The 24390-nt window shown below is 33.0% G+C and carries 25 protein-coding genes and 1 pseudogene; 8 read left to right on the forward strand and 18 right to left on the reverse strand.

What is annotated here, in order from left to right; translation table 11 throughout:
* Positions 1-27 precede the first annotated feature (27 nt).
* From SLH48_RS12985 to SLH48_RS13005, 5 genes are all read left to right on the forward strand, one after another.
* Positions 28-1083 (forward strand): beta-propeller fold lactonase family protein, encoded by a 1056-nt coding sequence (locus SLH48_RS12985; RefSeq protein WP_320258538.1) that lies wholly within the window; start codon positions 28-30, stop codon positions 1081-1083.
* A 94-nt stretch (positions 1084-1177) separates the two neighbouring features.
* On the forward strand, positions 1178-1384 hold the full coding sequence (locus SLH48_RS12990) for a hypothetical protein (protein WP_320258539.1): 207 nt from the start codon (positions 1178-1180) through the stop codon (positions 1382-1384).
* 90 nt (positions 1385-1474) lie between these two features.
* Positions 1475-1747, forward strand: a complete 273-nt coding sequence (locus SLH48_RS12995) for a hypothetical protein (protein ID WP_320258540.1) — start codon at positions 1475-1477, stop codon at positions 1745-1747.
* Between the two features lie 148 nt (positions 1748-1895).
* A complete protein-coding gene (locus tag SLH48_RS13000; RefSeq protein WP_320258541.1) occupies positions 1896-2096 on the forward strand; it encodes a hypothetical protein in 201 nt (66 codons plus the stop codon).
* 820 nt (positions 2097-2916) lie between these two features.
* Positions 2917-3873 (forward strand): serine hydrolase, encoded by a 957-nt coding sequence (locus SLH48_RS13005; protein ID WP_320258542.1) that lies wholly within the window; start codon positions 2917-2919, stop codon positions 3871-3873.
* 316 nt (positions 3874-4189) lie between these two features.
* On the opposite strand, the gene SLH48_RS13010 is transcribed toward SLH48_RS13005, so the two are convergent.
* The 13 genes from SLH48_RS13010 to SLH48_RS13070 all read right to left on the reverse strand — a co-directional run bounded on the left by SLH48_RS13010 (position 4190) and on the right by SLH48_RS13070 (position 16463).
* On the reverse strand, positions 4190-4462 hold the full coding sequence (locus tag SLH48_RS13010; RefSeq protein WP_320258613.1) for a C1q-like domain-containing protein: 273 nt from the start codon (positions 4460-4462) through the stop codon (positions 4190-4192).
* A complete protein-coding gene (locus SLH48_RS13015) occupies positions 4450-4662 on the reverse strand; it encodes a hypothetical protein (protein WP_320258543.1) in 213 nt (70 codons plus the stop codon). Before SLH48_RS13015 ends, SLH48_RS13010 begins: the two co-directional genes overlap by 13 nt.
* Positions 4663-4989: 327 nt before the next feature.
* Complete coding sequence (locus tag SLH48_RS13020) at positions 4990-5493, reverse strand: DUF4275 family protein (RefSeq protein ID WP_320258544.1); 504 nt, start codon at positions 5491-5493, stop codon at positions 4990-4992.
* 205 nt (positions 5494-5698) lie between these two features.
* On the reverse strand, positions 5699-6388 hold the full coding sequence (locus tag SLH48_RS13025) for a DNA alkylation repair protein (protein ID WP_320258545.1): 690 nt from the start codon (positions 6386-6388) through the stop codon (positions 5699-5701).
* A gap of 522 nt (positions 6389-6910) precedes the next feature.
* Positions 6911-7795, reverse strand: coding sequence for an RNA polymerase sigma factor SigJ (gene sigJ / locus SLH48_RS13030; RefSeq protein WP_320258546.1), 885 nt, complete (start codon positions 7793-7795; stop codon positions 6911-6913).
* Between the two features lie 12 nt (positions 7796-7807).
* On the reverse strand, positions 7808-8998 hold the full coding sequence (locus tag SLH48_RS13035; protein WP_320258547.1) for an NAD(P)/FAD-dependent oxidoreductase: 1191 nt from the start codon (positions 8996-8998) through the stop codon (positions 7808-7810).
* Positions 8999-9104: 106 nt separating this feature from the next.
* Positions 9105-10466 (reverse strand): HAMP domain-containing sensor histidine kinase, encoded by a 1362-nt coding sequence (locus SLH48_RS13040; protein WP_320258548.1) that lies wholly within the window; start codon positions 10464-10466, stop codon positions 9105-9107.
* Positions 10463-11140, reverse strand: a complete 678-nt coding sequence (locus tag SLH48_RS13045) for a response regulator transcription factor (protein WP_320258549.1) — start codon at positions 11138-11140, stop codon at positions 10463-10465. Before SLH48_RS13045 ends, SLH48_RS13040 begins: the two co-directional genes overlap by 4 nt.
* A 64-nt stretch (positions 11141-11204) precedes the next feature.
* Positions 11205-12194 carry a UDP-glucose 4-epimerase GalE gene (gene galE / locus SLH48_RS13050; RefSeq protein WP_320258550.1) on the reverse strand — a complete coding sequence of 330 codons (990 nt, stop codon included), beginning with the start codon at positions 12192-12194 and terminating at the stop codon, positions 11205-11207.
* Complete coding sequence (gene galU, locus SLH48_RS13055) at positions 12191-13084, reverse strand: UTP--glucose-1-phosphate uridylyltransferase GalU (RefSeq protein WP_320258551.1); 894 nt, start codon at positions 13082-13084, stop codon at positions 12191-12193. The genes galE and galU overlap by 4 nt, the downstream gene beginning before the upstream one ends.
* Positions 13081-13515 (reverse strand): GtrA family protein, encoded by a 435-nt coding sequence (locus SLH48_RS13060; protein WP_320258552.1) that lies wholly within the window; start codon positions 13513-13515, stop codon positions 13081-13083. The genes galU and SLH48_RS13060 overlap by 4 nt, the downstream gene beginning before the upstream one ends.
* Positions 13478-14455, reverse strand: a complete 978-nt coding sequence (locus SLH48_RS13065) for a glycosyltransferase family 2 protein (RefSeq protein ID WP_214484123.1) — start codon at positions 14453-14455, stop codon at positions 13478-13480. The genes SLH48_RS13060 and SLH48_RS13065 overlap by 38 nt, the downstream gene beginning before the upstream one ends.
* 4 nt (positions 14456-14459) lie before the next feature.
* Positions 14460-16463: a glycosyltransferase family 39 protein gene (locus tag SLH48_RS13070; RefSeq protein WP_320258553.1), complete on the reverse strand. Its 2004-nt coding sequence runs from the start codon at positions 16461-16463 to the stop codon at positions 14460-14462.
* Between the two features lie 535 nt (positions 16464-16998).
* Between SLH48_RS13070 and SLH48_RS13075 the strand changes: the two genes are divergently transcribed.
* On the forward strand, positions 16999-17370 hold the full coding sequence (locus SLH48_RS13075; RefSeq protein ID WP_320258554.1) for a PadR family transcriptional regulator: 372 nt from the start codon (positions 16999-17001) through the stop codon (positions 17368-17370).
* Positions 17371-17655: 285 nt separating this feature from the next.
* Here SLH48_RS13075 and SLH48_RS13080 read toward each other — a convergent pair whose 3' ends face one another.
* Complete coding sequence (locus tag SLH48_RS13080) at positions 17656-18120, reverse strand: hypothetical protein (protein ID WP_320258555.1); 465 nt, start codon at positions 18118-18120, stop codon at positions 17656-17658.
* Between the two features lie 565 nt (positions 18121-18685).
* Entirely contained in the window at positions 18686-19819 is a 1134-nt protein-coding gene (locus tag SLH48_RS13085; protein ID WP_320258556.1) for a histidine kinase N-terminal domain-containing protein, read from the reverse strand.
* Positions 19820-20347: 528 nt separating this feature from the next.
* Here SLH48_RS13085 and SLH48_RS13090 point away from each other — a divergent pair.
* Positions 20348-20644: a hypothetical protein gene (locus SLH48_RS13090; protein WP_320258557.1), complete on the forward strand. Its 297-nt coding sequence runs from the start codon at positions 20348-20350 to the stop codon at positions 20642-20644.
* Between the two features lie 186 nt (positions 20645-20830).
* A complete protein-coding gene (locus SLH48_RS13095; RefSeq protein WP_320209890.1) occupies positions 20831-21121 on the forward strand; it encodes a hypothetical protein in 291 nt (96 codons plus the stop codon).
* A gap of 130 nt (positions 21122-21251) precedes the next feature.
* Here the strand turns inward: SLH48_RS13095 and trxA are convergent.
* The 3 genes and pseudogenes from trxA to SLH48_RS13110 form a co-directional block, all read right to left on the reverse strand.
* Positions 21252-21566: pseudogene (gene trxA / locus SLH48_RS13100) on the reverse strand (thioredoxin).
* Positions 21567-21936: 370 nt separating this feature from the next.
* Positions 21937-22314: a MerR family transcriptional regulator gene (locus tag SLH48_RS13105; protein ID WP_320258558.1), complete on the reverse strand. Its 378-nt coding sequence runs from the start codon at positions 22312-22314 to the stop codon at positions 21937-21939.
* Between the two features lie 339 nt (positions 22315-22653).
* Complete coding sequence (locus SLH48_RS13110; RefSeq protein WP_320258559.1) at positions 22654-24009, reverse strand: TrkH family potassium uptake protein; 1356 nt, start codon at positions 24007-24009, stop codon at positions 22654-22656.
* Between the last annotated feature and the right edge of the window lie 381 nt (positions 24010-24390).

Genomic DNA, 24390 nt, shown 5'->3' on the forward strand with positions numbered 1-24390 from the left:
ATTATTTTTTAGATAGGGGTGGACTTTTTGGCTACTGTCGTAATTGATGTTAATACTCATTCTGCTATAACAACTTTTCCAATTGGTATAGCTATTGGTACATCACCATTAGATATCACTCCGAATGGAAAATTAGCTTATGTTGCAAATGAAGATGTTAACACTGTATCTGCTATAACGATACCAACACAGGAGGTTATAGCTACCATTCAAGCTGGTGTTAATCCATGTAATGTTGTTTTTACTCCTGATGGGAAAATTGCTTATGTTACTAACGGAGGCACAGGTCCCCCATTTGGAGATACTATTTCAATTATTGACGTTAAAACACACTCAATTATTGCTACTGTTCAAGTGGGTAGCAATCCGAGTACCATCGTTTTCACGCCTGATGGAAAAATAGCTTATATTACTAATCAAATGGACAACACTGTTTCTGTTATCGACGTTAAAACCCATTCAGTAATTGCTACTGTTTCTGTTGATACAGGTCCAGAATTAATGTCCATTTCTCCTGATGGGAAGCTATCTTATGTTGCTAATAGTGGAGATGCTACTTTGTCTGTCATTGACGTTAAATCACATTCTGTCATTGCTACTGTGACTTTTAGTCAAAACCTAAGAGATATTGCTTTTACTCCTGATGGGAAATTAGCTTATGTTACAACTAGATCTCAACAACAACCTGGAAATGTATCAGTTATTGATGTAAAAACCCACTCTGTCATTGCTACAATACAAGTTGTTGACCCAATTAGAGTCCTTTTTACTCCTGATGGAAAAATTGCTTATGCTACAAACTTCGGTGGTATCGTATCCGTCATAGACGTAAAAACACATTCATTAATTTCTACTACCCTTGTTAATCCTAGTATCAATGCTAATGTAAATGATGTTGCTATTACTCCTGATGGAAAAATAGCTTATGTTACGATTTCAAATGAAAATTCTGTTCCCGTCATCGATGTTAAAACTCACTCTGTAATTACTACAATTCCAATACCAATGCTAATAAGTAACATAGGTTCAGTTACCTTCTCTCCTAATGGAAAATTAGCTTACGTAGTTGAATCTACTACATAGAATTCAGTATGTCGTAGATTCAACTATGTTTATAGACTTTTAACATTCACCATTAAACCGACTATCATTCGCCTTTTTAAAAAAAATGATGGAATTGAAGTTAAAAACACACTCAAATATAGCCACTATTCTAGTTGGCCCTGCACCTATAAATGTTTGTTTTACTTTATGTGGAAAGGTTGCTTATGTTATTAATGCATCTGCTGGGACTATTTCAGTAATCGTTGTTAAAACACATTCGGGTATAGCTAATGTTTCTAATGGTGGGAATCTGAGATTTTTAGCTTTTCCATCTAATTAACACAATTATTCTTAAATTTCTCTAAAAATTTTTCTAATATATTTGAATATATATCATAATTAGGTAGACAACTAGTGGGAGGTATTAATTTTGGAGATCAAATTTAAAAGGCGATTGATATTTAATACCTTGTTAATAGTTTTACTATTTAGTGTCGGTGTAATCACATATCCACATCAAATCTCTCAGACAGCTTTTCTTTGGGGTATTATCGGAATTATCATTACAATAGGCTTGTTTCTTCCACATACGACAGCAAAATTCATTTTTCTTCCGACCTCAAAAAAATTTAGGTTTGTTGTACTTGTAGTTATATCATTAGTATTCTTTTTTGCAGTATTTTATTATACAGTTAATCTCTAAAAAACTATCTCTAAGTGCTTAGTAACCGTAATAATCATTGCATTAAGAAGCTAGGTTGTTTCGTTATTATTTTCTATTATTAACCTTCTTCTATCATTATTAAATTTTATTACGTTTTTTAGATTTGAAAAGGATTAAAACAACTCCAGTGACAAATATTACTAAACTTGCAACATTTGAAGCAGTAACGTATGTTGACATGTTTATCCTAAAGATGTTTGAAATTGTAAAAGATGCATTTGCATTATACCCTAGAGTTTCTAAAATAAATAGTTTAACAATCGTTATTAGAATTGAAACGAATATGATTATTAATCCAACTGTTTTTTTCTTGAAAATCAATGAGTAACCCTCCAGAGATAGACAAAGTTGTACCTCAATATAACATAAATCCACATATGTATCCATATTTATCCTATTAGTTTCACACTATAGAACTGACAATTTGAATGAGGACAAAAAACGTATAAGTGTATTATCATATACGGCTAGGATTCGGAAATAGACTTGAGATCCATTTATTTTTTGAATAGGAGGATGTTGTAGCTCTTTAAATTTGGTTCAATTTATAACTTTTGAATGTCTGCATTGACCACACTAGGCTTATTATTATTAGAAGCAGCATTGCTTTCTTGAAAAGCACTTGGAGACTTGAGTGGACTTAGATAAAATTGACCGTCCCTTCTTCGGATCGTCTACTTGATATGGATGCATCCATTCACCTTTAAAAGTTCCATACATTTAACTCTCTAACAATGATTGAACGTTTGTTAATGATGTCATAATATTTCAGCTTCATATTGATGTACCCGACTCATAATGGTTGTACGATCGGTTGTTTAGCATCTTTCCCCATCATTTCTACTACATCAAGAAAACTCAGGTTATATCGAATTACCATCGAACTGTATGAAGAGTATTTTTAGGTTGATAACGATTGAGCGAATTTTCGTATATTATCATACACTCACACCTTTTTTAGAGTCATTATATCCAGGTGTTCTCATTCTTTAATTTATTTGCACCCGGACCATTTTTTCTTTTTGTAAATAAATAGTTGAATATATTTTTATAACAAATTATTCTTTATTACAACAATATTGTTAGATTTTAACGAAAGGAGTGTATTGATATATTTGACGTCAATGTGTCTATACGAAAAGGTGAAAATGAATAATAATTCTATACCTAATTTTGAGGATTTAGTAAAAAATGAATATTCAAATATAGCAGGTATTGTTATTGCAAAAAATACTAGTTTGGTTTATGAAAAATATTTTGATGGGTATACACAAGAAGATGTATTACATGTAGCATCTGTAACAAAAAGTATCATATCAGTTCTTATTGGTATTGCAATAGATAAAGGATATGTTAAAAATATTGAACAAAAAGTATTAGAATTTTTCCCTGATTATACAATTAAGCGCGGCGAAAAAACTATAAAAAAAGTCAACATAAAAAATTTGTTGACAATGACTGCACCATTTAAATACAAGTCAGAGCCATATACAAAGGTCTATTCTAATGATGATTGGGTAAAAGCTGCGTTAGATTTGCTAGGGGGCAAAAACCATGTTGAGAAGTTTAAATATACTACCGTTGGTTTAAATATTTTATCAGGTATTCTTACAAACGCAACTGGTCAATCAGTGCTTGACTTTGCTAAAGAGAACTTATTTAAACCTCTTGAAATCAAAGTTCCTAATAATGTTTTTATACAAAATAAAGAAGACTATTTATCTTTTCTCAAGGATAAGTATGTAACTGGTTGGGTAGCAGATCCTAAAGGTGTAAATACTGCTGGTTGGGGGCTTACTTTAACTCCAAGAGATATGATAAAAATCGGTCAGTTATATTTAAATGGAGGCGTATGGAACGGTAAGCAAATTCTATCTTTACAATGGACAGAGGAAAGCACAAAGGAAAAAAGTCACTGGGGAGACTTGCCATATGGTTACTTGTGGTGGGTTGTTGATGATGGCTATGCAGCTTTAGGCGATGGTGGAAATGTAATATTCATAAACCCTAAAAAGGAATTGGTAGTTTCTATTGCTTCTCGCTTTATGCCACGTGCCAAGGATAGAATTGAATTGATTAGAAAGCATATTATGCCATTGTTGTAATTGAGTCAAGTGATTGTAATAAACTATTGGATTCTTTAAAAGAAGACGATGTTATTTATGACCATAGGAAAAGGAGCTTGATTACCCAAGCTCCTCTTTATTTTGTTATTTCACTATTAATTTAGATGTTAATTGATAACCATTTATGGGTCAATTTTCACTGTTTATTGGTGTTTTGGACTCCAAAGCCAACTCCGTTAGTTTTCGATGACTATGCTTTCTTTTTTTGCTTTATCTTTCTACAAGGTCCTTTACGGAGATGGAAACCTACCTGCAGCGAAAGATGTTCCGCCTACATTAACAGTCCCCGTTCCAGTTAGATTAGAAACAAGAGGACCGTAACCACATCACCAGGTTGCAATTGTACGATTGTACATACACTTATTAATTGAGTAGCTGAAGTTGTTCTAGCATCTGTAACTTCCCCTACAGTGCCACCATTAACAGCAATTTGCACTGTAATTATTGATTGCTGTCCAGCCGCTAAATTTGAAATAAAATTCACATTAGTACAAATGGCATAAACACCTGATTGTTGTGGTATAAACTCTGACGAAGTAGCATCGTACTCATTGTTTAAATAAATAATTGATTGTTAAAATTTAAAGAAACTTCTGTATTAATTACTGTTATTTGTTGGGGAGCATTTGCTTGAGCTCTAAAAGCTGATTGAGGGTCAGACATTCCTGATGACCCAGTTGCACCTTGAACTCCCATCGGACCTTGTGGTCCCTGAGGACCTTGAGGTAGTGATGCCACAACTCTACATTTACAATCTTTGTCTTTCATTAGTAATTTTCACCTTCTAAAATGTTTTTTACTTTATATTTATGGTTATGTTTTATAGAAGGTTGGACTATCATATATAACGTGATAAAAATGTGTATGTGTCTATTGCATCTTTTCAACTTTTAAAATCTACGAGCCCTCATAAAACTCATTATATTGACAATTATTATTAAAGATAGCAACAAAGTACGAAAAGAGCCTTCAATAAAAGAAAGGCTCCTTTCCAAGAGAAAGGCACCATATTGCTGAAGATTATTATCGTTCATTCAAGCCGTTAATTAACCTATTAAACCCCTAAGATATAAGTTCTATATTCTTAATCTATGCTTATAATTCAAAAAAATAAGGGCCCAATCCTGCCTCTTGTTCATGGGTTTGTATATAAGTCCATGTAAAATCTTCGTTAACTATATATATATCCCTTTCACCTTTAAAATCCTCTGTCGTAATATTTTCAGCATTTTCAAGTGAGTATGAGTATGTATTTTGATAAAATACATACATTTTGTTTTTCTTTACTGTATTGAAAGCTTCAATGGCTTTTTCTTTTTCTTTACAAGGTAATACTTTATAGCTGAAAATATGCCATAGATATTGGTGTAAAAAGATTTCATCTTTTTTACTTTGATTAATGGAATTCGTAAACGTATCTTCCCATCGTTTCCTTACTTCAGCATTACCAATATAGGTAAGTCCGACCCCTTTTTTATCCATCTTATCTTTAAACTCGTATCTTGACTTGATTTCCTTTGCATAAAATGTCAATTCAAAAACCGCATCATCAGTTAATTCCTGAATAATTGCATTCAACTTTTCCCTATTCGAATTCATGATTTCACCTACAATGAAAATTTATACTACAACATGTAGTTTATAACAATTATGATTGTTTGTAAGCTATAAACATTCCCATTACTAAAATCCCCTATCAAATTTATCACACTTCTACTCGAAAAGTGTCAGGTTATTTAATGACTTTTCGCTCGAACACTAGTAAACTAACATAATCTTGTGTTGCACATCATAAGTTGTTGTATTAGTTCTTCTGCATCAAGCATTTCCTCGTAAAATCATCATATTTCTCAATCGCATATCTAAAAGAAACCCTAGGCATAATCATTTTGTTATTTTTCACATAATGATAGACTTCGTCTGGTTTAATAGTTGAATATATTTTAAGCATCCATCCATAACCTTTTAAAACTAAGTCATGTTCATCATTCATCAGACGATCTACAATTGTAAACGGCTCTAGTTCATCAAACCTCATCTTCTTAATTGGATAAATTAAAATAACAGCTGCTGCACGTCTTACCCAAAAATCAGGATGTTCTGTCCATTGAACAACCTTTGGAAATAAGGTATTATATTGACTTAATAGCTCTCCAAATGCGTGGGTACAGAAATCATCACAATCTCCCCACCTTGTTACATATGTTTTTAGCCATCTTTCAAAAACAAAGAAAGTATCTTTACTATATTGTGTTTTAATCCTGAAAGCCCAATCATATGCAATAACCCCATACTCCCATTTACGTTTCTCTAACAGTTTTTCACAAAGTAGAAGTATATTTGCATTTGATCTATTATCAATTAGTTTAAATACGCTTGAAGAAATTGATCTTATTTGATAGGTCTTTACATTCGAGTTTTTCGTAACATCTTCTAATCGTTTATTAACTTCAAATAATACACTATTATTGTTAATGGCAATTTGATTTTTCATCATTTTTTTCTCCATTTTTACAAGCTTATTTTTCAAATATTGACTGTTAATACCATTAAAACTGATTCTTGTATGTGTTAACTTGAAGACTATTATTCAATAACCATTATTTAGGTTATACACCTAAAATTATTATACAAAACCATTTGTATAAAGGTATAGCTACAAAAGTGTGTCGGTTATCTGTAATGGAGCGATTGACCGCAAATACCTAGATTACTTTTTTATTCCGGATATTATGTATATCATGAAAGGAACTAAGAAGATGTACTTTATTAAGCTCTATTTATACTAGGTACATCCAAATTTTCATATATGTTAAACAAGGCCAAGAGAGTCTTGCAGTCATTATGTCCCACAACACAAAATTAAACTATCAATTATGCTTACTTAATTACTAATAACCTCTCAGTTCGTTATTATTTCTTCATATGACCTGCAAAAAAGAATGACTGTAAGTTATAAAAACTAAGTAAGCCGATAACCCCAATGCTATATTGAGGTATCGGCTGAAATTTACTATTAAAGGCTCACATCATTTTGTATATGTCTAACTTTATCAGGGTTAACAATATAGTAGATTGCTTTTATTTTCCCTTCATAGATTTGAAAGGCGACCACAGCAGTGAATCCTGTTGGGTCCAATATGGTCAAGCCTGTTTGCCCATTTACTGTAATTAAATGAAATTTGTAGTTTTCCTCCAAAAATCTTTTAGCAAGTGCCTCAAATAATATGCTTACTTTTTCTTTACCAACGACTGGTCGTAATGCAGCTGCTTTCTTACCACCACCATCTGCATAGTAAGTGATATCATTTTGCAAATATTTTATGATGCTTGTTACTTTTCCAGTTTGGAATGCGGAGATAAATGTTAGAACTGTTTGTTCATGCTCCTCATCAGGAGTAGGAAGAAGTTCTGTATTAAGATCAGGAAGTTCTTTTTTCAGTCTACTCAATATTTTTCGGCAGTTGCTCTCTGATTTTTGAACGATATCAGCTACGGTTTTATAATCGTATTCTAGAATTTCTCGCAGTATAAAAATTGCTCTTTCTATTGGATTTAATGATTCGAACAAAAGGAGGAGAGCAATAGAAATGTCTTCTTCTACCATTACATGATTTAATGGATCTTCATTTTGAACAATGGGCTCTGGCAACCAAGTTCCGGTGTATAATTCTCTCTTCTTCCTTGATGATTTTAGCAAATCCAAGGAACGGTTTGTCACTAACTTACAAAGAAATGCTTTCACGTTTTGATTGTTCTTTAGTTCATAATTTGTTAATTTAGAAAAAACATCTTGGACGACATCATCTGCATCACTAACACTCCCAGTCATTTTGTATGCAAGAGAAAAAAGAAGTGGCTTATAATCTATATAAAGTTGCTGAATTAACAAATTTTCCAATATCTTTCACCGTCACTTTAGTAAACTTGCAAGATTCCATGTATAATTACGGAATCTCAAGCCTAATTGGCCTGTTAACGTAAAATTCATTCCCCATTTTTGAATCCAAACAAACCCTTCTTTTGGTCCTAAACTAACACAAAATAGCTTAACAGGGTAGCTTGTATGAACGATATGATTTGGCTGTTTAGTCATTTTATGTTTAATAATTTTAGCCAACCTCTGTGCCTGTGGAATAGCCTCCTTACACGTCATTCCATCGTATTTATTTGTAATTGGGTCAATTATTCGAGCACAGTCTCCAATTGAATAAATGTTTTTGTGCCCTTCTACTTCATAACAATCGTTAACAATTAGTTGATTTTGATCAGATAGTGGTAATTGGAGCTGTTTAATGGTTGGATTAACTTCTACACCGTTTGTAATGATACATAGGCCTATTTCATATTTTCTTCCATCTGTGCAGACAAGGTATCCATTATTGAATTCCTTTACCCTTGTGTTAGAAAAAAACTTTACACCAAATTTGTTCATCTTTTTTTCTAATCTCGAACTAATATGGTCAGGTGCTTCGTGTAGAAGGCGTGTTTTCGGATCGAATAATAGTACTTCCACTCCATTTGGATCAATACCATGAATTAACGCTTGTTCTTTTAGCCACACAGCAAGCTCACATGCAGTTTCAATTCCTGTTATTCCAGCACCAACTAATGCGATCTTTAAATTGCTTTGCCTTTTATGATCAGAATTAAGTTTTTTTGTTTTATTTATTAAGTCTATTAACCTATCTTTAATATCATGTGCGCTACTTTCATCTTTAAGTGTCATACCCCCGATAAAGTTCTCATTGTCCTTAACTCTGCTACCTAACGTAATGACTAGGTAATCGTAATGAACTTCAACTACTTGATGGTCTTCCTTTTCAATTTCAACAATATTACCAGTCTTATTAATTCGTGTAACTTCTCCTTGTAACACCTCAATACCCTTGGAAATATACCGTTGAAAGGGAACTTTTAGTTGTAAGTCGTCTGCATCTTCGGTAATTGCTTTAACTAATAGTACCTTTCGAAAATGATACGAGTTTTTATCAACTAATATAACCCTCACTGCTGTTCCTAACTGATCTTTTAATTCTTTCTTCAAACTGTCTACTAAGTTTATTCCAGCGTAACCTCCGCCTAATATCACAATTGTTTTCATTTTATTCGCCTCCTTGCCCTTATAACGAATAAGGAAGTAAGTTTGTGACATAAGGGAGGGAAATTCTTATAAAAACCTAGTCTGATTAGCCATATTAAAAAGTTTTTTATATCTCGTTTGTTTGATTAATTGGTAATGTAACAACAAATGTACTTCCATTATTGAGTTCGCTCATAACCATAGTTTGTCCACCGTGCATTTCAACTATTTTTTTTACGATAGCAAGTCCTAAACCACTTCCTCTTGAAGATCTAGAATGGTCAGCCTTATAGAACCGTTCAAATAGATATTTCAGATCCTTTTCTGGTATTCCAGGTCCTGTATCAGTGATGGAGCAGGTTACTGTTGATTCATCAGTAGTTAGGTCAATGTCTATGTTCCCTAATTGAGGAGTGAACTTGATTGCATTAGTAAGAAGATTCACCCAAACTTGTTCTAACAAATCTTCATCACCTATAAGATATGTTTCTGGTAATTCGATATTTAACAGTAGTTCTTTTGCTTCCCATTGAGGAGCTAAAGATGTGATCACACGACGAATTTGCTCATCTACACGATAACGGACTAATGTAAAAGGATGATGTTCTGAATCGAGTGACGCTAATTTTAATAAGTTTCCACCTATTTGTGACAACCTCGTACTTTCTTGTTCAATAATAGTTAAATACTCCATTTTCGCCTGTTCATCAATTTCATTATTTTTTAATGCTTTAGCAAATCCATGAATAGATGTGAGTGGTGATTGAATTTCATGAGAGACTCCTGCAACAAAATCTTGGCGCATTTGTTCTATTTTACTTAACTCTTTAGTCATTTTATTAAAATGGCTTGTTAATGAACCGATTTCATCTTTAGAAGTAACTGGAATTTGCACTTTATAATTTCCATTGCCGACCTCTTCTGTTGCTTTGATTAATTTTTTAATAGGTTGCACGAGTACTTTTGATATATATAAGAAGAACAAACTCCCTATTATTAGCACGAATGCAAGCTGAGTTAGTTGAATTTTCCGAGAAGATCTCATTTGTTTTTCAGGATTGGATAACACAAATAACGCATATTGCTTGCCATTCTCCTCAAATGGCACACCGATAATTGAATTAAAAGGTGGGTTTACCCCTTTTACATAATTAGTATGCTCTTCACCATTCAACACTTTAACTATGTCCTTTTCTTGAATGACAGCTTGTAATTTACGTTCTCCGATCTCTTGTTTTTGAAGATGCTCATCATATATGATAAATGTATATCCAGTAAAGGACATATTAGTGAAAAATGAGACAGCTTGTTGTGCATTCTCATTACCATATAATTGTATGAATTCATATGCAACGCTCTTCATGTTAGTGGCTAAATTATTTTGAATATCCCTTTTATTAAATGCCGTTACGAAGTAGAACGCTATAATCATACTTAACAAGATTGTTATGATGAAAGAACTTATCAATTTTGCATATATTGTTTTCATTGACTTTGACTCACTAATTTATACCCTAGTCCACGGATTGTTTTAATTTCAAAACCTGTGTCTTTGTTTGAAAAACGTTCTCTCAATCTTTTTATATGCACATCCACAGTCCTCTCATCTCCTTCATAATCATAGCCCCACAATTGATGAATAAGCTGTTCTCTTGTGAATATTTTTCCATCTATACTACCTAAAGTAAAGAGTAACTCAAACTCTTTAGGAGGTAAGGTCATCTGTTCATTTTCAAATGTTATTTGTAATCGTTTTCTATCTAACCTTGTATGACTAATATACAATATATCACTTGTTTCTATCTGGTATCGCTTTAATAACGCTTTTACACGTGCGACCAATTCTAGTGGATCAAAGGGCTTGACTAAATAATCATCCGTTCCCTTTTTAAAGCCTTTTAACTTATCTTGTGACTCTCCTCTAGCTGAAACCATGAGAACAGGTATATCAAAAAATTCTTTAATCTCTTCTGTCAATTCCCAGCCATCCTTATTTGGCATCATAATGTCGACGATAGCTAGATTAATTTTATATTCTTCTAGTTTTTCCCAAGAATCTCTACCATTAGTAGCTTGAATCACTTTAAACCCAGCTTGTTCTAGGTAAAGAGTAATTAATTGGCGAATGTGATTATCATCGTCTGCAACTAAAATTTGCAGCATTTTATTCCCCTCCTACTTTTACAATGCCTATACTGTATATTTTTATATTTGTTTAATTAAGTTTTCACTCATAACCGTTCGGATGGTTAAAGTGCCAATTCCAAGCACTGTTAATAATCGTTCTAAGGTCACTAAATGCTGGTTTCCACTCTAGTTCTTTTTGTATTGCAGTACTATCAGCTACTAATATAGGTGGATCTCCTTCTCTTCTTGCCTCATATTCGATGGGAATAATTCTATTAGTAACTTTCTTTGCTACGTCGATTACATTTGCAACTGAATATCCTTTACCCGTACCTACATTGTATATATTTGAAACTATTTTACCCTCGAACAAAGCTTTTAACGCTTTGATATGTGCATTTGCCAAGTCAATGACATGAATATAATCACGAATACACGTACCATCAAATGTTGGATAATCATTTCCAAACACAGAAATAAATTCTCTCTTTCCTAATGCGGTTTGTAGTATTAATGGTATAAGATGACTTTCCGGGTGATGATCTTCACCAATTTCTCCATCTAAAGAGGCTCCAGCCGCATTAAAATAACGTAGAACGATCCATTGTATTTTATGTTTTTTTCCTAGCCAATATAAAAATCGTTCTGTAAAGTACTTGGACTCACCATATGGATTAATCGGTTTTATTGTAGACATTTCATTTATCGGTTCATCTTCTGTTATTCCGTAAACAGCAGCTGTTGAGGAGAAAACAATTCGTTTCACACCATATTGTATAGCCTTTTCAAAAAAAGAACACGTTTTAAAAGTATTTTCACGAAAATACCCTTCAGGTTTAATTAATGATTCTGAAACTAAGCTTTTAGCAGCAAAATGTATGATTGAATCAACTTGATGTGTATAAATAATATCACGAAGTAATTCATCATCAGCGATGTCACCTATATAGAAATAAGGGCTTTTAACAGCTTCTTTATGACCAGTAGACAGATTATCTAATACAATGACTTTCATGTTCTGCCGCAGCAATTCTTGAACAGTATGACTTCCAATATATCCAGCTCCCCCAGTTACTAATACTGCTTTCATTTGATCAGCTCCTTTTTTTGATATTCGTTTTTTAGAAGCTGGTCAAAATAGGTTAGAAGCTTTGATCTTAATTCGGGTCTTTGAAGCCCAATTTCTGCTATAGCTTTTGTATATCCCAGCTGATCTCCTATATCATATCGATTCCCTTGCAGCTCAATGGCCATTAGTCCATCTTTTTTGCAAACGTGTCGTAATCCATCTGTCAGCTGTATTTCATTACCGGCTCCTCTTTCAATTGTTTCTAAAATAGGAAAAATTGAAGGATTTAAAATATACCTTCCTAATATAGCTAAATTACTAGGGGCTTGCTCTAAATCGGGTTTCTCAATTAGATCATGAATATGATAAACATCGTCTTTTTTATTACTTGGATTAATAATTCCATATTTACTCACATCTGCAAGTGGCACCTGTTGCACGCCTACGATCGGAACGCCAGTTCTTTCATATACATTCATCATTTGCTTGATCGCTGGAGGTTTAGAAATCATAATATCATCACCTAGTAAGACTGCAAATGGGTCATCCCCAATAAATTGCTTTGCACAAAGCACCGCATGTCCTAAGCCCAATGGCTCTTTTTGACGAATATAATAAATATTTGCCATTGATGATATAGACTGTACTTCCTTCAATTGAGCTATTTTTCCTTTTTCTTCTAACATACGCTCTAGCTCTGTAGATTTATCAAAATGGTCTTCAATCGATTTCTTGTTTTTTCCTGTAACAAATATAATACTTTCAATACCTGCTTGAACAGCTTCCTCTACGATATATTGCACTGCAGGCTTGCCAACTACTGGGAGCATTTCTTTAGGTTGAGCTTTTGTTGCTGGTAAAAATCGTGTCCCAAGCCCTGCTACTGGAATGACTGCTTTTTTTATCTTCATACACTTTCGCCTCTTTCTTCAGAATTTTTAAAAACCCAAATTTGATTGCCAATAAAGTTAATAAATACACCAAAGCCTGTCACGATCAATTTGCTTAATAATAATGGCAAGTTTAATTCGTTGTATAATAATGCAAGTAGGATTGAAGTAATGACTATAGTTATAAAGTTGACTAAGATAAATTTAACAACCTCGGTTATTTCAACTCTTCCTTGCTGCTGAAATGTCCATGACCTATTAAGCAAATAGCTATTAAGCAAACCACCTCCATAGGAGATGATTTGCGCTATTAAATAATTCATGCCCATAGCAATCAATAGTGAAAATATTGCAAAATCGATGCCTGTGTTAATCCCACCAACAATACTAAATTTAAGAAAACGTTTTCCTTTGTTATTCATGAACAACACTACTTGTGACTTTTCTTTCATGCCGTTCTACACCATAGCTGTCACTAACAATATATAGAGGACGATTCTTTGTTTCATCGTAAATACGACCAATATATTCGCCAATCACTCCTAACAAGATGAGAATAATGCCGCTGAAGAACAGTTGAATAATGATAAGTGAAGCCCAACCATCTACTGTACTATTTGTAAATAGTTTTTGGTAGATAACAAATACCATATACAGAAAGGCCGTGATGGATAAAAATCCACCTGTATAGCCTGCTAGCTTTAAAGGTTTATAGGAAAAGGTTGTAATGCCATCTAACGATAATTTAAGCATTTTTTTTAATGGATATTTTGTCTCCCCAGCCAACCGTTCATTTCGTACATATTCTACAGCTGTTTGTCGAAACCCAACCCAACTTATTAAACCTCGTACAAAACGGTTTTTTTCTTGAATCCCTTTCATCTCATTACATACTTTACGATCTATTAAACGAAAATCACCTGTATCAACAGGAATATCAATATCTGTTGAAGCTCTTAATACACGATAAAATAAAGTTGCTGTTAGTTTTTTAAAGAGCGTTTCTCCCTCGCGTTTGATCCGTTTTGCGTATACCACATCGAATCCTTGCTTCCATTTTTCTATCATTTGAAGAATTAATTCAGGTGGGTCCTGTAGGTCAGCATCAATCACTACAATGGCATCACCATTTGCATAATCCATCCCTGCTGTAATTGCGATTTGATGACCAAAATTTCTAGCAAAATTAATTAGCTTTACTGATGGATCATCTTCACAGAAATTTTTTATTATAGAAGCAGTGTTATCTTGACTACCATCATTGACGAACAACAATTCATAAACTTCGGCTGTACTTTCCATAACTTCTTTTAAACGACGGTACGTCTCATGAATAACAGATTCTTCATTGTAGACTGGGACAATAATAGAATACCTAACATGCTCATTCATCGGCTTAATCCACCTCCGTAATTTTGAATAACGTCATCGTTCCGCTCATTTGAGATTCATTAGAAGTAGATTGCCATTGATCATTAGGAATTTCCGTGCCATGTTCTTTGATCCAATCTTCTACACCCGAACCTCTACCCATGAGTTCAGATGTCAATATAAAGTATTTAACCTTCCCTTCCTTGACCATGTCACTAAGCTGTTCAACCGTTAAAATTGAATCGGTTCCACTAAATCCTCCCATAGCCATTACTGCCTCACCTGTTTCGATAATGTATGGAGCTGCCGTAGTTGCTTTCGCAGTAGCAAACAAAAACTCTTCACCTGTATTATTTTCTGTTAAATACTCGATTGTTTTCGGGTCAGCTTCACCAATCATCATTTGTGCCATACCTTGTGTATTTTTTATATCAGGTCCTGCCGCCGGAAGCATAGCCATTCCACCATAAAGCATCGGTGTCGTTGACCAATAGAAAGGTGCAATTAATAACACTAGAAGACTAGCTATTGATGTAAGATATGAGAACTTATTATTTTTTTTCATTATAAACAATGCTAATGACAAACCTATACCTAAGAAAGCAACAACTAAAGGTAATCCAAATCCAATTTCTATTACATTTGCCATCAAAATGTATAGCTCAAATAGTGTAGTAACTAAAATAGCAATTGGTAAGAGCCATTTTTGCCAGCCATTATGATTAAGATATGATTTTACTAATTCCATCCAACCTATACCTGTAAGTGCAGCTATTGGAGGAGCAAGCATGACGAGATAGTATGAATGGAAAAAGGATGCTACACTGAAAAAGGCTGCTATAGGTATAAACCATAATAACCAAAATAATATTTGGCTATTTTCTCGTGTTATATTTCTTAAGGTTCTCATCTTCATAAGCAATCCGATACTTGCTATCAATATAAATGGAATGAACCAACTAATCTGATCTGATAGGGCTGTACTAAATAATCTTAGCAATCCAGGTTCACCAGTATCGTCCATTTGGCGAGCGCCACCCATCATTGGATTATTACCACTTTGTATACTTTCTCCACTTTCCATTTGTTCTTGCATTTCTTTCATTCTTTCTTCCATCTCTGGAGTCATCTGCCCATTTGGTGGTCCCCCACCAGGTATCCCCCCCCTACTTCTATTTGGTGACATTTGTTGAGGGGTACCATTTCTTTCCTCGATAGATACAGCATCAGAACCGCCTTTCTGTAAGCCAATTAAGCGAGAAATCCCGTTATAACCGAAAGCTAATTCTAAGACGGAATTTGTTTGACTGCTTCCAACATAAGGCCTATTCTCTTCTGGAGTAAATTCAACTATGACCGCCCATGATAATGAAACGACCAATAAAACAACTGTTGCACCAGATAGTACTTTCGCCTTCCTCTTCCAATCAATTTTTGTTGCTAACAAATAAAATAAATAAAAAGCAGGTAAAACCATGAATGCTTGAAGCATTTTCATATTGAACCCTATGCCAATTACAGCAAATGAACCAATGAGCCATAGAGCCTTTTCATTCTTCACAGCTTTAAATAATACCCAAGTAGCTAAAAGCAACGTAAATACTAAAAGACTATCAATATTATTCGTACGACTCACAGCTGCTGCGATAGGCGTACATGCCATGACTAAACTGGCAATTCTAGCTGCTGTGGTACCAAAAGATGGTTTTATGAGAACATACATCAATATTACCGAGCCTATTCCAGCTAGTGCTTGTGGTAATATGACACTCCAACCATCATATCCAAAAATAAATGCACTAATGGTCTGAACCCAAAACGCAACTGGAGGTTTATCCACTGTTACATAGCCTGCAGCATCAAAGGATGCGAAAAAGAAATTTTCAAAGCTTTGCATCATACTGTTCACAGCTGCAGTGTAATATGGATTGGCATAATCATCTGTCCATATGTTAAAAATGTTCAGTACAGCAGCTAATAGAATAATAAGTATGAGTATATAATCTGGATTTTTTACATGCTTAAGCATCTAGTTAATCACTCCTTTAAATTATCTGACTACAATTTATCATCTGAATATGAACTGATTATGAACGAGTGTAACGAAATGGTAGAATTTAAGTCTTACTTAAATTGATAGGAATGTTAATTTTTGTGGCTTTATAGGTTTCTTGCTATTAAGCACTTGGAATTTATTAGTTTGCAACGAATTTTGTAAACAAATTGGTATGTATATTTCATCCAAGGTTGAACGGTCTTCATATGTTATAGATGAAAATATGTTCTACTGTATTATTCTCTTTTAACGACTGAGAACAAGTATGCAATACACGTAGTTTAGTCGTCTCATCTTTTTTCATATAACACATCTAACATCGGTTTAGAATTGTAAGCCTAGAAAATTAGGTCAGCTACTACACAGTGCTATACATCGTTTAATGAATGATACAGAAACTTGACATTCTAAGATGAAAATGATTTTTCTTGGTTACACTCTCTTAAAATATAATTCTGAGTTGCTACTAAGTAGTAATATGGTATAATTTTATAAAAGGAGGGATAATATGGATAAGTCTAGTGAACCTAAACGATTTGCGTTAAATATGAGTGCAGCTCAATTTGTTAAATTTTATATATTGTATTTGTTGACAACGAGGTTAACGATGTATAGTGAACAATTTAAAAAAGAATTTCGCACGCTCGGTGGACAGTGGTGCCCTGCCCCATCAACGCTTCTGAATACGCTTGCTCAAATGACTGAAGATGGCCTACTAACTAGAGAAGTTCATATTAAAGGTAAGAGACAGAGGATTTATTTGTATCAATTAACGAATGCTGGGAAAGAAGAGTTTGATGTTTTGAAGAAAAAATACTATAGTATTTTTGAAGAACAACGGAAGGTATTAGATAAAGTCATGACGCAAGTGTATAAATGATAGATGTTTCACTAGAATAGAAGTCGAGTAAAAAAGCGAACAACGTCATAAAAGATAAAAAAATTAACTTTCATCCTTACTAAGCAATCGGGCGATCTCGAACATCACCAGGTTGCTGCTTATTTGAACTACTGAAGATGCAGGAAAATTGTTATTATCGGTCAATTTAAAGAATTGATAGGTCAAAATTTAATTTTATTGGATCAAATTCATTAGTTTATCGGTCAAAAAGCTAAATACATATAGGCATTCGACAAACTACATACAGATGTTAACATCATTTACTCAAGGGTTTGTTTGAAGTTCTTCATATGATCCATCGTAGGGGTTAAATAAAAAAGATATAGTTTCACCATTTTTCGTACATGTAATTACGTAAAACCTGATCCCTTCATCCTTGTCCTCTATTGATTTCCTGTTATTGTGTACAATTGTAACGAATTCGTTATCCGCAACCTTCTTTTGTGCCTGAACATATGAGTATTCTGGCTTTGTCATAAAAAAACTAATAGGCAGAAATATTAATATGAACATACTAAGGCCTATTTTCTTAACGAAATGGCTAGTAATTGCTTTTTGATCTAAATTTGAAATTTCTTTGAATGTTATGATTCCTGCCATAGTTAATAAAACTACATGTACTGAAATTGGTGCTAATGAAACATATTTTTTAGCTTGAGTCATAAAATACATCAATTCTACTATACAAACCCCAATAACAAATAAGATAATGGCCAATTTTTTTCTCAACATACTCTCTCCTCTTATTAATACTAAAACAGATGGATTTAAACCATCTTTCTAGATTGAAAGATAGTAAATGCGTTTTTCTGATAACAACTTGTCTCATTAAACTACCGACATACGTGTTTGCGGTTTCCCCCACTCATTTTCTAGCTACACCATCGATAATAAGCCCCTTTTCATGACTCGTTCGCTAAAATTAACTTTGTTCCGCTATCCCCAGTTAATTCAACATTTTATCCATCGGGTATTTTTTTATTTTCCTAGACTTCATGTTAATAGTTGAGTATTATATTTTTTGTTACTAATAATCTGTTTGTTTATTCTGAGTTGCTACTAAATAGAAATAAAGATTTAAATTAAACACGATGTAAAAAACAACCTTTGATTAAGGTTGTTATAAATTTAATAACTAGAAAGCAGTAGTATTAAGCTACCATTGAAAAAGGATTGTTGTTAACATTCCTTGTCTTGGTAAATCTTGTTTATAGTTGGTTTCCCTATGAGGAAATCTCATTCACTCTGAGCTTTTTTCCATAACAACAAAACATTATTATACTTCAACTATTTATTATGAAATGGCGCTTCTATCCTTTTTGACAAACAAAGGAAGTTTAATAGAAAATGTAGTTAACTTTTCATCAGAAACACAACTAATCTCTCCCTCATGTTTGTTAATTATTTTCTTACAAATATACAAACCAATTCCAGTACCTAATTCTTTAGTCGTAAAAAACGGTTCAAAAATCACAGCAATGATCTCTTTAGGAATGACAGGCCCATTGTTTGAAATAGTAATTTCAGCTTTGCCATCAGATGTATTACAGTCAATATTCATTATTTTTGTGTGTCTAACATATTGCAATGCGTCTATAGAGTTTAATAGGATGTTTAAAAAAACTTGCCTAAGCTCCTCTTTATTTGCAAAAACACTAATATCGGAATGAATATTTTTAGTAACTTTAACATCACCATCTACAATGCTTGGATAAATGAAATTTAGTAGGTCATCAAACAATTTTTTCAAGGAAACTTCAAATTTGTCACCGTTTATTAATTCTTTTTTTGATACGTGAAGAAATTGAGTCACGCGTGAGTTTAATTGATGTAACTCATGTTCGATAATATCAATATATTTTATCGTTGGATATTCATTATTAATTAACTTTGTAAAACCAATAACGGTTGTTAACGGATTTCTAAATTCATGTACAAAGCTTGAAGACATTTGCCCTAAAATGGTTAAGCGCTCTTTATGTGTTTGATCGATAAATAGAGTTTTCTCCTCTAATTGCTCTTCCTTAATTTCTGTATACTTCCTTACTGTGTAATACGAGAATTGATCAAAAGTTGTATTTATTTCTTCTAAAATTTGTATGAGTTGGTCGTAGGGAAACCCTGAGCTGATAATCCAGTTATTAATTTCTTTGCGTCCTTCATTAACATTAAATACTAAATCTCCAATATTAATGTTCGCTTCTACTCTTTCTGAAGCTACCTTGTACGCTAATTTTCGCACATCTCCCTCACTTAATGCGTTCTCCAATCTAAGCTTAACTAACTGAAACATTTTTTTACCGTTATTAATAACTTCTTCCTTATGTATATCATTATCTGAAATAAGCACACGTTGTCTCCAAGACTGTATAAAGGTTGAAACATTTTCATCTAAAAATTGTACAATTTCCTTACGAATTGCATTCATCCAATAGCCTCACTTTCTACTTATTTACCTCGTGAATAACTTGTATTGTGATTGTATCTATGTATTATTTTAGCAAAAGAATGAACTATAGTAAGAAAGGTTTAATCTATCTTGGTTAATCTCCCATTGTTCATTTAATTATACGTTTTTCACATCAATTATACTTTTTTGTACTAGAAAATAAATAATAAATACGTATAAGCCTAACTTTGGTGCATTTAAAATCATGGCAACTGCACAAATTTAATTGTTGCACCCTAAATTAGGATGAATAGCAACTATGTTGTCGAAAAGAGCCTTAAATTTCAAACAATCCTTCAATGCTAGCCTTTTGCACAAGCGAATAGTAACCTTCTCCATAAAATACTCTAAAGAGTATGTTTAGTACTTCATAGGCACTGAATCTATGACAAAATATAACTTTAAATTTTTTTTCAATAATATTTCTGACTAGTTCTGCAATAACACATTTTGTTTTTATCCTCTAGTACTAAATAAAATTCCTCGTAAATGAAAGGGGGATTGCAAATGGATTTACCAGTTATTCCCGAATTAGGAAATATAGATAAGGATCAAGCATTATGGTTTTTAATACAAGCTCTTACAGAAAACGAAATAGCTTTAGCACGACTTATGGAAGCGGAAGCTAATAAAGTAATGATGGCATTTACTGCTTTTAAGAATCAAACCATTAACACAACTGAGTTACTTGCTATTACTGAAAGTGTTCAGCGTACACTTACTTGTGTAAATCAACAACAAATCCTATTAAACAATAAGCTATATGATATAAGACAATTGATCACAAAATTAAATATTAATTAATATATTCGGGAAGTATACCGATTTCCCTCTATTGTAGTTGTTTTAAATTGCTACTAGTAAGTTTCTAGTACAAAAATACAATTTGAGCTTCCCTTAAAAAGAAATAGACATTTAAACAAGCAATATCTATCAATCAACATACAAATGTAGTGTAAGACAATACAATAAAGAAGGAGGGATTTAATAATGGGAATGCCTGTTGCACCTACTTTACCTGATTATGATAAAGAGAATGTTCTATTATTTTTATTAGTTACAGTTGGTTTTGAGGAGTTAGCGTTGGCACATATAATGAATGCTGAAGGCGAAAAAATCCAAGCTGCTGTGGCGGCATTTGAATCGCAAAGGCTAGTAACGATTCGTGATTTATTAGATGTCAACAGTAATGTAGCTGAAACTTTAAAACGTGTATTGCAAAAAGAAATCCTACTAGACTTTAAGGTAGATGACGTTAAGGAATTATTAGAAGATCGTTAACTATTAAACCTACAATATAAAGAAACACACTCCTCTTTATGTAGGAGTGTGTTTCTAACCAAGTGTTGTATGAAAGCATATATCCATAGTGCAACAAAATATACTATTTACCTTTTCACCTAAATCTAGCTTATAGATGCTTTGAAATTAAATTAACTAGTTGTTCCTTTGGCTTATATCCAACGGCTTTCTCGATCACTTCACCATTATTTAGAAGTAATAATGTAGGCATACTCATAATGTCATATTTTAATACAGTTCATTCATTTGCATCAACATCTAGCTTAACTATCTTTAATTTATGGCTAAACTCTTGATCTAAATCTTCAAGAATTGGTGCGATCATTTTGCATGGTGGACACCACTGTGCCCAAAAATCTACTAATACTAGCCCATCATTAGTTTCATTTGCAAATGAATTATCAGTAACGTGTAAGATCGCCATTCATATATACCTCCCTTATCGTTTAATAAAGCTATTTACGCATTAATTTTTACTTTTCGCACTTTAGCCATAACACTATACATATAACGTTCTTCGCATCCTACCTTGTCATAAAATGATGTCAACTCATCAAAAATCATTTACTGTTCTGACTCATTGCTCATTAATTTTTGTTGCTTTTTCCAAGAGGAGCTAAACTGCATAATAACTAACGCTGGAGGTATCTTTACTTCTCTAAAAACGATACTAGTTATACTTAAGTTTATAAGAAGCGACAAAGTTTACTTATGCACGAGCAGACTTTACCTTAACGATACTCCCTAATCGTACAACCATTTGAAAGTTTCTTGTGGTAGTAAATTTGCATACGTTAACAACTACCATGCTTCCCTTTTTCTTCGTGACCTGTAGTAAAGTATAATATTCTTTCTTCAAGATTCGATTTAATCATTTCAAGCTGTTTAATTTGGTTGTTTATCTCTTGAAGCTTATCTTTGTATATTGGTAATACATCTCTACAAAACTCTTCATTGTTTTTTAGTACGCATGTTAAAAAGCTAGAAATTTGCTTAGTTGTTAGTCCCAAATTTATATATAATTGGATTGTATTTACCTGTTCTATAGCAGATTGATTATATTCCCTATACCCATTTGCTAAACGTATGGGAGTAATAAGCCCTTGTTTTTCATAATATCGAATTGATCGTTCACTAACCCCGGTTATGTTAGATAGTTCACCTATTTTCATAAATGTGAACACCTCCACCCTGTTCCATATCTAACTATACGGTATACCACTACTGCTTGCTGGCAAAAAAATCATAGCTATTATTCAGCTTATATATACCAACCTCCCTCACTTAAAGATTGTGCTACTTAAAGTAAATTAAGTATAAACGATGACATTAATGTTAAGGTCAAGAAAAAAAGAAAAAAAGGCACATTGTCTGATTCTAGCTAGGCACGTTGATTACTATATTTCATGAGACTTTTTTTAGATTGGAAGGGGTACAAACGATGTCTTTTTCAAATACAGAAAGACCCATTCTATTCTCGCAAGCATAATACACACAAATCTTTGTGCTTATTAATCAGTTAAGACATACTCTTTAGGATAGCGATACTGTTCTTGTTCTTGCTCACCCGATATTGAATAAATAAAAGTTAAAATTCCTATCCTTCCAATAAACATAAGGACAATAATGACTATTTTACCAGCATTGCTCAAACTAGGTGTAATCCCTAAAGATAATCCTGTCGTTCCAAACGCTGAACAAACCTCAAATATGATCGACTTTAATGAAAATGGTTCAATTATGCTCAAGATTACAACAGAGCTTGCACAAACGAAGAAAGCAATCATTACAATGGCAAATGACTTTGCAATATCATCTTTTTCTAATTTTCTCTTGAATATCTTCACTGATCTTTGCCCTCTAATATGTGCATACATCGCTAAAATCACAATAGCAAAGGTCGTAGTACGTATCCCTCCTCCAACGCTACTAGGTGATGCACCTATAATCATAAGCATAGCCAATGTAAGCTGAGTAGCAGTTGAAAAATTATTTAAATCCATTGTTGCTAGGCCACCATTCCTTGCTGACACAGAATGGAACAAAGAAGAAAACAGTGATTGATGCCACGATTTATGTGAAAAAAAATGATTAAATTCGAAGAGGAAAATCAATAGTCCTCCAACTACAATTAAAATCAAAAAAGTAAGTGTAGTGAGCTTTACATATAGTGAAAAACGAAACCTTTCGTTCCATTTCGTAAAAGATAAACTATCCCTCAGTTCTATCAAGACTGGAAAGCCAATTGCTCCAACAATTAATAAAATGATATATATAAATTGAACAAAATAGTCGTTTGCATATGGTACTAAAGAGCTCCCTGTTATATCGAATCCCGCATTCGTCGTTGCGCTAATTGAAGCAAAGAAACCTTGTAAAAATGCGGTTTGCCAATTAGGATAATACTTTAAGAAATATGTGCCTAAAATAAGCATACCTAACGTCTCAATCGTGATTATGATTAATAAAATTTGTTTAATATACATGACAAGCCCTTTATATGTAATGCGATTTTGGTCATAAGTAATGAGCTTTCGGTTTTGATATGAAATTTTCTTTCTAAACAACATCCACATAAAAGTCATTAATGTCATTAAACCAATGCCACCAAATTGTAAAATAAATGCCAAGATAAAAATTCCTGGAACACTAAATGTGTCAACAGTCGACACAACAGTTAGCCCTGTTACGCTTATTGCACTGATAGCAGTAAATAAAGCATCTATAAATGACCATTCCACACCATCTTTTACAGCGATAGGAAGCATGAGTAAAATTGTTGATACGATCGCAGCAACTGTATAATAAAAAACAATCAATTGAATCGATGTAAAAGACAATAATTTTCTTTTAGCTAACATCCTCATTGTTTTTTCTCCAATGTCTATTTAATTAATTATTGTTATAAAAAGAAAAAGCTTGTTTCCATGTTGATTTTTTACTATAGAATAATCGTTTCGTTGCATCTTTACTACATGAAAAATCAGAATCTTGGATAAAAACACCTTTTAACGGTAATATTGTTGAAATTGTAGCGACAAAATTTCAAATACAGTATTAACGATGATAAGAGCTTTTGAGTATCAACTAACTGAAGTCACCCAAAGATAAAACAAGAATTTGCCTTTTTATCATAATTCCACTTTAGGTTTTTTTGCTTTGCTTTTATTCCTTTCAATACTATAGCGAAGAATCTAGTCCTCAATAAACGAATTAGTCATTATAGTAACACCATCAGTGCTACGCGT

The sequence above is a fragment of the Cytobacillus sp. IB215316 genome, from assembly GCF_033963865.1.
GTDB classification, from domain to species: Bacteria; Bacillota; Bacilli; order Bacillales; family SM2101; genus Nanhaiella; species Nanhaiella sioensis.

What these genes read in the sequence shown, in the direction of transcription:
- SLH48_RS13005 (WP_320258542.1), top strand. Translation starts at nt 2,917, where the DNA reads ATGAATAATAATTCTATACCTAATTTTGAGGATTTAGTAAAAAATGAA.
- SLH48_RS13015 (WP_320258543.1), bottom strand. Translation starts at nt 4,662, where the DNA reads ATGAAAGACAAAGATTGTAAATGTAGAGTTGTGGCATCACTACCTCAA.
- SLH48_RS13020 (WP_320258544.1), bottom strand. Translation starts at nt 5,493, where the DNA reads ATGAATTCGAATAGGGAAAAGTTGAATGCAATTATTCAGGAATTAACT.
- SLH48_RS13025 (WP_320258545.1), bottom strand. Translation starts at nt 6,388, where the DNA reads ATGAAAAATCAAATTGCCATTAACAATAATAGTGTATTATTTGAAGTT.
- SLH48_RS13035 (WP_320258547.1), bottom strand. Translation starts at nt 8,998, where the DNA reads ATGAAAACAATTGTGATATTAGGCGGAGGTTACGCTGGAATAAACTTA.
- SLH48_RS13040 (WP_320258548.1), bottom strand. Translation starts at nt 10,466, where the DNA reads ATGAAAACAATATATGCAAAATTGATAAGTTCTTTCATCATAACAATC.
- SLH48_RS13045 (WP_320258549.1), bottom strand. Translation starts at nt 11,140, where the DNA reads ATGCTGCAAATTTTAGTTGCAGACGATGATAATCACATTCGCCAATTA.
- galE (WP_320258550.1), bottom strand. Translation starts at nt 12,194, where the DNA reads ATGAAAGCAGTATTAGTAACTGGGGGAGCTGGATATATTGGAAGTCAT.
- galU (WP_320258551.1), bottom strand. Translation starts at nt 13,084, where the DNA reads ATGAAGATAAAAAAAGCAGTCATTCCAGTAGCAGGGCTTGGGACACGA.
- SLH48_RS13060 (WP_320258552.1), bottom strand. Translation starts at nt 13,515, where the DNA reads ATGAAAGAAAAGTCACAAGTAGTGTTGTTCATGAATAACAAAGGAAAA.
- SLH48_RS13065 (WP_214484123.1), bottom strand. Translation starts at nt 14,455, where the DNA reads ATGAATGAGCATGTTAGGTATTCTATTATTGTCCCAGTCTACAATGAA.
- SLH48_RS13070 (WP_320258553.1), bottom strand. Translation starts at nt 16,463, where the DNA reads ATGCTTAAGCATGTAAAAAATCCAGATTATATACTCATACTTATTATT.
- SLH48_RS13075 (WP_320258554.1), top strand. Translation starts at nt 16,999, where the DNA reads ATGGATAAGTCTAGTGAACCTAAACGATTTGCGTTAAATATGAGTGCA.
- SLH48_RS13085 (WP_320258556.1), bottom strand. Translation starts at nt 19,819, where the DNA reads ATGAATGCAATTCGTAAGGAAATTGTACAATTTTTAGATGAAAATGTT.
- SLH48_RS13090 (WP_320258557.1), top strand. Translation starts at nt 20,348, where the DNA reads ATGGATTTACCAGTTATTCCCGAATTAGGAAATATAGATAAGGATCAA.
- SLH48_RS13095 (WP_320209890.1), top strand. Translation starts at nt 20,831, where the DNA reads ATGGGAATGCCTGTTGCACCTACTTTACCTGATTATGATAAAGAGAAT.
- SLH48_RS13105 (WP_320258558.1), bottom strand. Translation starts at nt 22,314, where the DNA reads ATGAAAATAGGTGAACTATCTAACATAACCGGGGTTAGTGAACGATCA.
- SLH48_RS13110 (WP_320258559.1), bottom strand. Translation starts at nt 24,009, where the DNA reads ATGAGGATGTTAGCTAAAAGAAAATTATTGTCTTTTACATCGATTCAA.